The sequence below is a fragment of the Acholeplasma equifetale ATCC 29724 genome, assembly GCF_000687735.1.
GTDB lineage: Bacteria > Bacillota_I > Bacilli_A > Acholeplasmatales > Acholeplasmataceae > Acholeplasma > Acholeplasma equifetale.
This window is the reverse complement of the sequence record NZ_JHXL01000001.1, coordinates 121,747-134,544: the sequence shown is the minus strand read 5'-3', so window position 1 is coordinate 134,544 and position 12,798 is coordinate 121,747. Positions and strand designations below refer to the sequence as shown.

At 29.9% G+C, this 12,798-nt stretch carries 12 protein-coding genes and 1 other annotated feature; of the genes, 1 reads left to right on the top strand and 11 read right to left on the bottom strand.

Annotated features, from left to right (window positions below; all coding sequences use genetic code 11):
- Positions 1-21: 21 nt before the first annotated feature.
- The 3 genes from dnaK to hrcA are packed head-to-tail and all read right to left on the bottom strand — an operon-like array spanning position 22 to position 3,417.
- The gene (gene dnaK / locus T434_RS0100685; RefSeq protein ID WP_026399475.1) at positions 22-1,830 is read right to left on the bottom strand and encodes a molecular chaperone DnaK; all 1,809 of its coding nucleotides are present in this window, start codon (positions 1,828-1,830) and stop codon (positions 22-24) included.
- Positions 1,814-2,392 (bottom strand): nucleotide exchange factor GrpE, encoded by a 579-nt coding sequence (gene grpE / locus T434_RS0100680; protein ID WP_051614261.1) that lies wholly within the window; start codon positions 2,390-2,392, stop codon positions 1,814-1,816. Before grpE ends, dnaK begins: the two co-directional genes overlap by 17 nt.
- A 5-nt stretch (positions 2,393-2,397) precedes the next feature.
- On the bottom strand, positions 2,398-3,417 hold the full coding sequence (gene hrcA / locus T434_RS0100675; protein WP_162150561.1) for a heat-inducible transcriptional repressor HrcA: 1,020 nt from the start codon (positions 3,415-3,417) through the stop codon (positions 2,398-2,400).
- 160 nt (positions 3,418-3,577) lie between these two features.
- Between hrcA and plsY the strand changes: the two genes are divergently transcribed.
- The gene (gene plsY, locus T434_RS0100670) at positions 3,578-4,252 is read left to right on the top strand and encodes a glycerol-3-phosphate 1-O-acyltransferase PlsY (protein WP_026399472.1); all 675 of its coding nucleotides are present in this window, start codon (positions 3,578-3,580) and stop codon (positions 4,250-4,252) included.
- A 73-nt stretch (positions 4,253-4,325) separates the two neighbouring features.
- On the opposite strand, the gene T434_RS0100665 is transcribed toward plsY, so the two are convergent.
- From T434_RS0100665 to yihA, 8 genes are all read right to left on the bottom strand, one after another.
- On the bottom strand, positions 4,326-5,102 hold the full coding sequence (locus T434_RS0100665; RefSeq protein WP_026399471.1) for an alpha/beta fold hydrolase: 777 nt from the start codon (positions 5,100-5,102) through the stop codon (positions 4,326-4,328).
- Between the two features lie 13 nt (positions 5,103-5,115).
- Positions 5,116-6,339: a bifunctional folylpolyglutamate synthase/dihydrofolate synthase gene (locus T434_RS0100660; RefSeq protein WP_026399470.1), complete on the bottom strand. Its 1,224-nt coding sequence runs from the start codon at positions 6,337-6,339 to the stop codon at positions 5,116-5,118.
- Complete coding sequence (locus T434_RS0100655; RefSeq protein ID WP_026399469.1) at positions 6,332-8,908, bottom strand: valine--tRNA ligase; 2,577 nt, start codon at positions 8,906-8,908, stop codon at positions 6,332-6,334. The genes T434_RS0100660 and T434_RS0100655 overlap by 8 nt, the downstream gene beginning before the upstream one ends.
- On the bottom strand, positions 8,905-9,423 hold the full coding sequence (locus T434_RS07605; protein WP_162150560.1) for a GNAT family N-acetyltransferase: 519 nt from the start codon (positions 9,421-9,423) through the stop codon (positions 8,905-8,907). The genes T434_RS0100655 and T434_RS07605 overlap by 4 nt, the downstream gene beginning before the upstream one ends.
- Before the next feature lie 44 nt (positions 9,424-9,467).
- Positions 9,468-9,687: a binding site (T-box leader), on the bottom strand.
- A 21-nt stretch (positions 9,688-9,708) separates the two neighbouring features.
- Positions 9,709-10,341, bottom strand: coding sequence for an NAD(P)-dependent oxidoreductase (locus tag T434_RS0100650; protein WP_026399468.1), 633 nt, complete (start codon positions 10,339-10,341; stop codon positions 9,709-9,711).
- Positions 10,338-11,276: an L-lactate dehydrogenase gene (locus T434_RS0100645; RefSeq protein WP_162150559.1), complete on the bottom strand. Its 939-nt coding sequence runs from the start codon at positions 11,274-11,276 to the stop codon at positions 10,338-10,340. The genes T434_RS0100650 and T434_RS0100645 overlap by 4 nt, the downstream gene beginning before the upstream one ends.
- A gap of 27 nt (positions 11,277-11,303) precedes the next feature.
- Positions 11,304-12,155, bottom strand: a complete 852-nt coding sequence (locus tag T434_RS0100640) for a DegV family protein (RefSeq protein ID WP_026399466.1) — start codon at positions 12,153-12,155, stop codon at positions 11,304-11,306.
- Complete coding sequence (gene yihA, locus T434_RS0100635; RefSeq protein WP_162150558.1) at positions 12,152-12,730, bottom strand: ribosome biogenesis GTP-binding protein YihA/YsxC; 579 nt, start codon at positions 12,728-12,730, stop codon at positions 12,152-12,154. The genes T434_RS0100640 and yihA overlap by 4 nt, the downstream gene beginning before the upstream one ends.
- Positions 12,731-12,798 lie beyond the last annotated feature (68 nt).

The window sequence follows — 12,798 nt, the reverse complement described above, 5'->3', positions numbered from 1 at the left end:
GGAAAAAATATCCCTGTTTGATTATTTATCAGTAAATTCAGCATCTACTGTGCCATCATTGTTATCTTTATTATTATCTTGTGCTTTTTGAGCTTTTTCATAAGCTTTTACAGCAATTGCTTGAGATGCTGATACTAAAGCATCTTTCTTTTGACGAATAACATCTAAATCTGTACCTTTTAATGCTTCTTCTAATTCAGAAATTGCTTTATTAACATTATCTTTTTCTTCTTGAGTTGCTTCATCACCAAGATCTTCTAACGCTTTACGTGCTGAGAAAATAAAGTTATCAGATTCGTTTCGTAAATCAGCTTCTTCTTTACGTTTTTTATCGGATTCAGCGAATTCTTCAGCTTCTTTAACCATGCGATCAATTTCTTCTTGTGATAGACCACCATTACCTGTGATTGTAATTTTTTGTTCTTTATTTGTACCTAAATCTTTAGCGCGAACAGAAACAATACCATTTGCATCTATATCAAATGTAACTTCAATTTGAGGAACACCACGTGGTGCAGGTGGAATATCTGTTAATTGGAAGCGTCCTAAAGTCTTATTGTCCGCTGCCATCGGTCTTTCACCTTGTAATACATGAATATCCACAGCAGGTTGATTATCTGCAGCAGTTGAGAAGATTTGTGATTTTGATGTTGGAATTGTTGTATTGCGTTCAATTAACTTAGTAAATACACCACCTAATGTTTCAATACCTAATGATAGTGGTGTAACATCAAGTAATAATACATCCTTCACATCACCTGATAATACGGCGCCTTGAATTGCAGCACCCATTGCAACAACTTCATCAGGGTTAACTGACTTGTTAGGTTCTTTACCAAGTTCACGTGTTACTGCTTCTTGAACTGCAGGGATACGAGTTGATCCACCAACTAATAAAATTTGATCAATATCTTTAGCAGTTAATTTCGCATCTGATAATGCACGACGTACTGGTCCCATTGTTCGATCAACTAAATCTTTTGTTAATTCATTGAATTTTGCACGTGTAACAGTTGTTTCAAGATGTAATGGACCAGCAGGACCCATTGTAATAAATGGTAATGATACAGTTGTTTGAGTTAATGTTGATAATTCTTTCTTAGCTTTTTCAGCTGCATCTTTTAAGCGTTGTAAAGCCATTTTATCTTTTAGAATATCAATACCATGTTCTTTTTTAAATTCTTGTGCTAAATAGTTGTAGATTCTTTCATCAAAGTCATCTCCACCAAGACGGTTATCACCTGCTGTAGAAATAACTTCAAATGTACCTTCAGCTAAGTGTAGTACTGATACGTCGAATGTACCACCACCTAAGTCAAAGACTAAAATAGTTTGTTCTTTATCTGTTTTATCAAGACCATATGCTAATGCTGCGGCAGTTGGTTCATTAATAATACGACGAACGTTTAAACCAGCGATTGCACCAGCATCTTTTGTTGCTTGACGTTGAGCATCATTGAAATACGCAGGTACTGTAATAACAGCATCTGTAACTGTTGCTCCTAAATAATCTTCTGCAGTTTTCTTTAATGCTTTTAAGATATATGCAGAAATTTGCTGAGGTGTATATTCTTTATCATCTACTTTAACTTTGTAGTTCATATCACCCATATGTCTTTTAATACTATAAATTGTGTTTGGATTAGTGATCATTTGGCGTTTTGCCACTTCACCAACTAGAATTTCATCACCTTTAAATGCAACGATAGATGGCGTTGTACGTCCACCTTCAGCATTTGTAATGACTTTAACGTCATTTCCTTCCATAACAGAAACAACAGAGTTTGTAGTTCCTAAGTCAATACCAATAATTTTATTTGTTTTCGCCATTGTTATCACTCCATTCATTCACTTTGACCATGGCTGGTCTTAAAATTCTATCTTTATAATGATATCCTTTTTGGAACACTTCTAATATCACACCATTAGGTTTTTCAGAATCATTACCTTTTTCAACAGCATGATGTAAGTTTGCATCAAACATCTCACCAAGTGCTTTAATTTCTTTAATTCCTTCTTGTTCGAAAATTTGAACAAATTGATCGCGAATCATTTTAAATCCAATAAGATAATTTTTTAATAATTCGTTATCTGTAGGATAATCAACGATTTTATCTAGTTGATCAAACGGTATTAAAAGTTGTGTTGCAAATTGACTTGATGCATACTTTCTTTCTTGAATTCTTTCTTGTTGAATTCGTTTTTTGAAGTTTTCCATTTCAGCTAAAGTTCTTAAGTATTTGTCATTTAGCTCTTTAATTTCTTCATTCAATTTTTCAATTTCCTGTTCTTTTTTATTTTTTTTCTTTTTATTTTCTTTTTGTTGAGGTTCTAATTTTTCTTCTACTGCTTCGTTTTTAATCTCTTCATTGATGATATCTTTTTCTTCCACTAAATTCACCCCTCATCCTTATATAGTTTTGCAAGATTTGCTGCAATATACTCTAAAAGTGGAATAACTTTTTTATAATTCATACGTGCTGGACCTAGTAATGCAATTGTTCCCTTTTCATCTTCGTTGATAAAATAAGGCATTGATATAACTGTCATTTGATTTGATGGAATTACTTCAATATCAGATTTAAATTTAATTGATAACCCTTCAGGAGAACCAATTAATTTTACAATTTCTCTACGATCCATCATATCAATTAGTTTTTTAATATGTGATACATTACTAAACTCAGGTTGATCAAAGATATTTGTTATACCCGATAAGTAAAACGTTTCACTAGCGAATTTACTAAATGCCTCGATGAAAGAATCGATTAGTTGACGTTGTAAAGTCATGAATTGATCTAATTCTTTTTTAGCATATTCTTCTTTAAGAATACGCATTGCATCATGCAAATAACGACTAGTCAATAAATCATTAAGTGTTGATATAACTTCTTTTACATCGCGAATGCTTAAATCATCAATTAAATGTATCTGTTGATGTTGTACATGTCCTTTATCTGTAACTATTAATATGACAGCATTTTTATCATCAAGCGGAATTAAATCTATTTTTTGAATACGCGCATCATTAATGTCAGGACCAACAGCAACCGCCGTGTAATTAGTTAAATCACTTAATAACTTAATCGCTTCTTCGATTGCTTTTTCACGAGCTAATTGATTTCTTTCAAAAATTTCATCAACAAGCGGATATACATTTTGAACATCTGAATCTCTTGTCACTAAATGTTCTACGTAGTATCTATAACCTTTTTCAGATGGAATTCGACCTGATGAAGTGTGTGTCTTTTCTAAATATCCTAATTCTTCTAATGCCGCCATGTCATAACGTAAGGTTGCACTTGAAAAATTAAGATATGGTAAATTCATCAATGTCTTTGAACCAACAGGTTCAGCAGTTTCAGCATAAATATCTATAATTGCTTTTAAAATTAATTTTTGTCTTGATGTTAGCATCAAATCCCACCTTTTAGCACTCTGTATTCCCTAGTGCCAAATATATTGTATAACAAAGAATTGGCACTGTCAATATTTTAATGCTATTTTAAAAAATATCGTAATTTTATCATACTTATTTTATATAAGTATGTTATAATCTTTGCAAGAGGTAGATTTTATGCAATATGTTTATATTCTCATCGCATTATTAATTTCATATTTATTTGGTGCAGTACCATATGGGTTTGTTATCCCTAAACTTTTTAAAGGCATCGATATCCGTGAACATGGATCAAAAAATGTTGGTGCTACAAACGTAACACGTGTACTTGGAAAAAAATATGGTATTCCTGTTTTCTTTCTTGATTGTTTAAAAGGTGCACTACCAATCATTATTGTGCGTTATGTACTCGCTGGCACACCAATATCTGATACATTATCACATATTAATTCATTTGATATATCAATTCTTTATGGTGTAGCTGCTGGAATAGGACATATATTTTCAATATTTATTGGTGGTAAAGGTGGTAAAGCTGTCGCTACAGGAGTTGGTGCAGTACTAGCACTTAATCCTATCGTTGGTTTACTAGGAATTGCTATCTTCTTCTTAGTTGCTTTTACAACAAAGTATGTATCAATAGGTTCTGTAGTTGCAACATTCTTAGTTGGTGTTGGTATGTGGGTTACTGCAATAATTGAAGATAATTTATTAACTCAAATCGTTAATCTTATCGGTGTGTCAATTATGGTATCACTCATAATCTTTATGCATCGAAAAAACTTTGTTCGATTATATCACGGTACTGAAAACAAGATTGGTCAAAAGAAAAACCAAAATATAGAAAAATAATTATTAAAGTTATGCTGGCAAATTAGCATAACTTTTTTATTTCAATAAAAAAGTTCGCTGTTAGGCGAACTTTTTAAAAATGACGATTTAACCAATCAACAATTACTTCTCCAACAATTGGTGTAACTGTATCATCATGCAAATTATGATATCCTGTTTCTATTGGTATAAATGTTTTATCTTTAACACTTAGCTTGTGATAAAAATTATCACTTTGTGAGATCGGAACTAATTTATCATCGGTTCCATGAAGTATCAATATTGGTTTTTGAATTTTTATAATGTTTTTAGTTATGAATTGTGGTGCTTTTCTTGTAATTTGAGATATTAATCTAAATGTAAAATATTTTAAAGCATAAGGATCCACATTATCAGAAGGTGTTAAATGGCTTAGTCTTGAATCTTTAAAATTAGTTTTTACCTTGGACTGACCAACCATCCATAATGGTAATAAGTTAAATATACCAAAATTATGTGGTTCGGTAGGTGCTGATAATACTATAGAAGCATCATAATCATCATATTGAACACTATATGCATTAGTAATGATTCCACCCATTGAATGCCCCATTAAAATAATCTTAGAGTATTTTTCACGATTAGTTTCAACAATTTTGTGTAAATCACTCGTAAATGTTTTAAAGTTATCAATATCACCACGTTTACCTTGTGATTTTCCATGTCCTCTAACATCATATGTTAAAACATCAAATCCAGAAGCACTAATCATTTTAACTAAATTTTTATAGTATGATGAATGTAGTGCGATACCATGTGTTAAAATTATTAATCCTTTAGGATTTTCTACCGAATATAATTCAGTAAATATCATCATTCCATTTACTAACATAAATTACCTCTTTTTATAATATATGAGCCTTCATATATCCAATAAAATGAATACTTCCCGTAATTAAAATAACATCATCTTTTGTTGTTTTACTTTGAATAAAATTTAATGCTTTTTTAGGATCTTCGATATATAAATAACCAATATTATTTAATGGTTTAAATCGAACATCTGGAAATGATGTTACAATAATACCTTCTGCTATATTTTCAAATTTACCAATAAGATGTTCAGGCTCTTTATCTGCTAAAGCACTGAATAAAATATACACTTTTTTATTTGAAAATAATAATTTAATGCTCTCAATTAAAGCATTTATAGCATGTTCATTATGCGCGCCATCAATAAATATATTATCTTTCACATTTTCTAATCTGCCTGCATATTGAACATGTTTTAAAGATTCAATTAATTCTTCATCTTTAGTTTTTGGTAATAAATATTTAACAACTTCATAAGCTAATATAGCATTATCTTTTTGATAAACACCAAGTAAAGGTAATTCAAATGTATAATTTTTATATTTTACGATATGCGGAATATATGAAATTGTTTTAATCGCATGAGAATCAATAATATTAATTTTTGCATGAAGTTTTTGAGCAGTATTTATAAATAAGGAATGAAGCGATTCGTCAACTGTTGTAAAAAGTACACCTTTTTCTTTTAAAATACCTAATTTTTGAATAGCTATTTTTTCTTTTGTGTCACCTAACTGCTTCATATGATCCATACCAATATTTGTAATCACTGAAACATCATAATTAAGAATATTGGTTGAATCTAATAATCCTCCAATTCCAACTTCTATAACCATATAATCAACATATTTTAACGAAAAGTATTTGAATGCAGCTAGTGTAAGTAATTCAAAAAAAGATAATGATTCATTACTAATATTTAAATATTCTTCCTTTAAGTTATAAATATCATTGATTAAATTCAGCAAATCATCATCAGAAATCGGATTTCTATTAATTTGTATTCTTTCATTAAATTTAACTAAATAAGGTGATGTAAATGTACCCACGGTAAAGCCTTGTTCCATGAGCATTTGTGTAATATTCATCGAAACTGAGCCCTTACCGTTAGTACCTGTAATATGTATTTTTTTAATATCTGATAAATCTAAATTCATCAATTTGAATGCTTGCTCGATGTGAGTCAAGCTAGCTTTTGGTCTAAATCGAGTTTGAGATTGAACCCAATTGATGGCCATATCCAAGTTCTTAAACATGTTTTTCCAATCTCTTTACAATTTCTTCATATTGCTTTAAGTATTGATCGTATTTTGTACGTTCTTCTAATACTTTTTCTTTTGGTGCTTTTTGTAAGAACTTTTCGTTTTCTAACATATTTTTTGAACGAATAATTTCTTTTTCTAATGTATCTTTTTGCTTTAATAAAGCTTCTAATTCAGCTTTTGGATCAATTAAATCACTCTTTAAAATATGTAAATTGATAAATGAAGTTGTAATTAAAATCGCATTCTCGATATATTCATTGATTTTAAATGTCTTAGCATTTAAAAATTTCATAAAGTAAATTTCATACTTTTTAACAAAATTTAAAACATCATTATTATCTATATCTAAAACAATATCTAATGGCTTAGATAATGCAACTTGATATTCATTTCTTAAATTACGAATCTTTGTAACAACATCTTCAAATGTTTTAAATAATTGTTTTGAATCATGAAATTTATATTTTTTCTTTGGCCATTCAGAAATCATGATAGATGGCTCATCTGAAATTTCTAAGAATAGCTTTTCTGTTACAAAAGGAATAAATGGATGCAATAATTTCATGATGTCTTTTAATACATAAAGTAATACAGCTTGTGTGTTTTTTCTTAATGATTCATTTTGTAGTGATACTTTTGAAATTTCAAGATACCAGTTTGCGAATTCATCCCAAATGAAACTTGTCATTGTTTGAGAAGCTTCATTGAATTCATATCGATCATAAAAATTATCTACAGTTTCAATCGTTTCACTTAAACGTGTTAAAATCCATTGATCAAAAATAGTTAATTTTTCCTCATCAATCTCAACGTTATAATCATCAATATTCATGAAGACAAATCTTGAAATATTCCATAATTTATTAATAAAATTCCATGAATATTCTACTTTTTCAATTTCATAGCGTGTATCCATACCTGGTGCTGAGTTTGAAACAACAAAATATCTTAAGGCATCTGCACCGTAAGTATCGATAACATCCATTGGATCAACACCATTACCTAAAGATTTACTCATTTTTCGGCCTTCCTTATCACGGATTAATCCATGTAATAAAACCGTTTTAAATGGGTCTTTATGTGTAAATTCATAACCTTGAAACATCATACGTGAAACCCAGAAAAAGATAATATCATATCCAGTTACTAAAACATCAGTTGGATAATATCGTTTAAAGTCAGGATGTTCTTCATTTGGCCAACCTAATGTTGAAAAGGGCCATAAAGCACTTGAAAACCATGTGTCTAATACATCTTCATCTTGTACCCATCCTTCACCAGGACACTCTACTTGTACTTTAACTTCATCACCCTTAAACCATGCAGGAATACGATGACCCCACCATAATTGACGTGAGATGCACCAATCTTGAATATTATTCATCCAATTTTCAAATGTCTTTTTGAAACGTTCAGGAACAAATTCAACTTGATTATTTTCAAGAAGTTGTTTTGTTAAACCATCCATCTTTACAAACCATTGTAAAGACAATCTTGGTTCAACCATAACACCTGTTCTTTCACTATATCCAACCATATGAATATGTTCTTCAATTTTTTGAACTAATCCTAAATTTTTTAGTTTTTCAACTAATAATTTACGACATTCAAAACGATCCATACCGTTAAATTCAAAAGCCATTTCATTCATTGTGCCATCATCATTCATACATAATGGCATATTTAAATGATGTCTAATTGCAACCTCATAGTCATTAGGGTCGTGAGCAGGTGTTACTTTAACAACACCAGAACCAAATGAACGATCAACATAATCATCAGCAATGATCGGTATTTGAATTTCTGTCCCAGGGATGTAAACGTGTTTCCCAATAAATGATTGATAACGATTATCATCAGGATGTACCATTAATGCTTGGTCTGCAAACATCGTTTCAGGACGTGTTGTTGCAACTGTCATAAATCCATTCCCATCAACTAATGGATAATTAAAATAGTATAATTTACCTTTTGTTTCAATATGTTCAACTTCAATATTTGAAAGAGCGGTTTTAGCTTCAGGGTCCCAATTGATAATACGGTTGCCTCTATAAATCCATCCTTTATTATAAAGTGTAATGAACACTTTATTAACAGCTTTATTTAAATCATCATCAAGTGTGAATCTTTCTCTTGAATAATCTAATGATAATCCTAATTTAGCCCATTGTTGGCGAATAATAGAAGCGTATTCTTCTTTCCAACCCCAAGCATGTTCAAGATATTTTTCTCTTCCAAGATCATAGCGAGATATACCTTGTTCTCTTAGTCTTTCATCAACTTTTGCTTGAGTTGCTATACCAGCATGGTCCATACCTGGCAAATAAAGTGCATCATAACCTTGCATTCTTTTACGACGAATAATAATATCTTGAATAGTTGTATCCCATGCATGTCCTAAATGTAGTTTTCCAGTAACATTTGGTGGTGGTATAACAACTGTAAAAGGTTGTCTAGATTTATCCTTTCCTGCTCTAAACAAATCTAAATTCAACCATGTGTTATAACGATTTTCTTCTACTTTCCTAAAATCGTATTTTGATTCGAGTTCTTTTTTCATAATAAACCCCTTTCGATCATATAATCATATACCATTTTTTCTTTTTCAAATATTAATTGATATTCTAATCTTTCATTAATTTTACTGAACCCAAATTTTTTTAATAAACTTTGGCTTCTAAAATTATCTTCATAACATGATGCATAAATTTTATTGAATTTAAGTTGATTTAACAAATAATCCAAAACTAACTTTAATGCTTCTGTCATTATTCCTTGATTCCAAAAATCATAATTTAAAGAAAATCCAATATAACAAGATTTTTCTTTATCTAATTTCAAATCATATAATCCGATAGTTCCAATTAAAACATCATCTTTTGTTGTAATTGCCCATGTTAATTTTTCTATAATCAAAAACTTTAACGCAGCTTTTGATTCATCAAGATTTTCATGAGGTAGCCATCCAGCATTTGGCCCTACCATTGAATGACTCGCATAATAATGATAACTCAAAATATCATCATAACGTGGTTGTCTTAATATGACTTTTTCACCCTTTAAAGTTTGAATCATATTTTTATATCCTCATCCATAAAAAAAGTCCCTAAGATAAAAATCTTAAGGACGAATTTAAAATCCGCGGTACCACCTTAGTTCTATAGTTTTGTACTATAGCACTCTGACTTTTATAACGAGGTTAAATTCCCCGTGTTTAACTACTAAATGTTCATTAAACCCGCTCCATGATGACCTTCATTATATACATATCAAGTTTTTCACCAACCAACTTGTCGCTAAAATAACATATATAATTACTCTTCACTTCATCGCGTTTGTTTTATTATAATTGAATTTATTTTAATATGCAATTGTAAAACGCATTTTTTCATATTTAGGTGATTCAGCTTCTAAAATAATTGCATGAGCTAAATCTTGTACAGAAATTCTTGATTCAAAGTTTTGATCATATATTAAATGATCTGTATCATATCGGTAATTCATTGTTTTATTTCCATCAATTAATTCTGCTGCTGGTGAAACCCATGTTACATTAATTGATTTATCAAAACGATATTTTTCAAATACAGCATCGGGCCCTTCTAATGCATGTAACCATGGTTTTGGATAAAATCCATGTTTGACCAATTCACCATCATATTGAATGAGAGTTGTTGCACCAATAACTACAATAATTCTCTTATTCAGTGCTTTTACGGTATTAAAAATAACTTCATATGCGTCTAAATAACGTGATTTTTGATCGACGTGATAATATCCTGGATTATATGCAGATATAACAACATCAACATCTTTGATGACTTGTTTGAATTGTTCTTGATCAAAAATAGTCATTTTAAATTGTTCTAAATTTTGATGTTCAGGAATTGAATTTCTTCGATAGATTGCTTTTACATGATGATTTTTTTCTAATGCCTCTTTTGTAACAGCATACCCAACAAAACCTGATGCACCAATGACTGCTATATTCATAAATTAGACTCCTTAATAATGTTTTTAATCACATCGGCTGATTTTCTAAAACGCATTTGTTCTTGATGTGATAAAGTTAATTCTAAAATTTCTAAGATACCTTCACGTCCAACAATTGTAGGTGTAGAAAGATAAACATCAGAAACACCATATTGTCCATCTAAAAAACTTGAAACAGTCATAATTGAACGTTCATCTCTTAAAATTGCAGTACATATTTTTGTAACAGCTACTGCTACTGCATAATTTGTATAACCTTTACGACTAATAATTTCATATGCTGCATTTTTAATTTCACTTGCAATATCTTCTTTAAAATTAATGTCTTCGATATGTTTTAATTTTAAAAACTCATCAATTGTAATACCACCAATATGAAGATTGGAAAATACAGCAATTTCTGAATCGCCATGTTCTCCAATTACATATCCATGAATATTTCTTGAATCTAAATTAAAACGACGTGCTAATGCAGCTTTAAAACGTGAAGTATCTAACACTGTTCCTGAACCAATAACTCTTGATTTAGGAAACCCTGATATCTTATATGTTATATATGTTAATATATCAACCGGATTTGAAACAACAAGTAAAATCGCATTAGGATTATACTTTACGATGTCTTTTATAAGTGTTTGGTAAATTTGAATGTTTTTATTAACTAAGTCTAATCTCGTTTCTCCAACCTTTTGATTAGCTCCAGCTGTAATAACTACAATATCTGAATTTTTAGTATCTTCTAGCGTTCCTGCATATACATTCACAGGAGCTAATAAACTTGTACCTTGATAAATATCTAATGCCTCACCTAATGCTTTCTTATTGTCAATATCATATAATACAATATCTGATGCAATTTTAGAAATCATTAAATGAAAAGCTACTGCTGATCCAACATTCCCAGCACCAATAACAGAAATCTTATTTCTTTTCATCTACAAATATCCCCTTTTTATATTAAATTAGTTTTTATTCTCAATGTATAAAATACCAATTGTTCCTTCACCACAGTGTGAGGATATAACACAACCCGCGTGGCCATTAATAATATGTTTAAAACCTAAATCTTTAATTTGTTCATAAATATATTCATAAGAACTGTCAGCAAGTGAATGTGTAATAAATAAAAATTCTTTATCGACACGATCAATCATAGCTTTTAAATCATCAATCATAACATCTAAAGCTTTTGACATTTTACCAACAGTTTTCTTATATACTCCTAGTTTACCATCTTCAACTTTAATAATTATTTTCAACTTTAATATAGACCCCATGAATGCTTGAAGACCTGTTGCACGCCCACCTTTATGCAAATAATCCATTGTCTTAATTGCAAATTGACTTCTAACCATTGGTACATATGAAGTAATTTTTTCAACTATTTGCTTTACATCTAAACCTTCATCTCTAAGTTTGGCTGCATGTAAAACCAATAACCCAATACCACTTGATAAATTTAATGAATCGATAATATGAATTTTATCAGTTTCAAGCATATCTTTCGCTATCATAGCACTTTTTAGTGTACCAGATATTGTACTTCCAATTCCAATATAAATTACATCATATCCATCTTTTATAAATGGTTCGAAAAATTCAACAAAATCACCAGGTGATGCTGCTTGAGTCTGAGGTAAATAACCTAAATCATCAACTTTCTTGTAAAGCATTTCCGTAGTTAAATCAACACCGTCTTTATAAACATCTTCATTAAAACGAACATATAATGGTATTGTTTTAATTTGCATAGAATCAAGTATTTCTTTAGGTAAATCTGCTGTTGAATCTGTTGTAATAATTATTTTATTCATTCAAGCACCTCTTTTATTAGTTCATTAATACCTAGTTTCTTCTCACTAGATGTTATGTATATTTTTTGATTAGGTAACAATTTCTCTTTAATTTCTTTTTCTCTTTTGTAACGCATACTAGGTTTACATTTATCATATTTTGTCAATACAACAATTAACTCAATTCCTAATTGTTGACAAACAATTAATAATTCATCATAAACCGCTATATCATCAACTGTTGGACCAACATTATAATCCATTAATAAAAAAATTTTTTTCAATTCTTGATGATGTTCAATATAATCACGAATCATTTTTAAAAAATCTTTTGTTAATACTTTTGAACGTTTTGCATATCCATAACCTGGAGCATCAACTAAATAAATACTTTGATTAATTAAATATAAATTCAGTGTAATTGTTTTGCCTGGTGTTTGTGAAACACGAGCTAGGCTTTTTCTATTTGTTATTGCATTAATCATCGAAGATTTTCCAACATTAGAACGTCCAAGCAAAAGTATATGAGAGCGCCCATCATTTGGGATATTTTTATGTGATACAATTGATGTTACGAATTCAGCTTGTTTAATCATACACACCCTCCATAACTATTGTATCATTTTTTCATATTAATCCGACATTGATTTGAATTATGTCACAT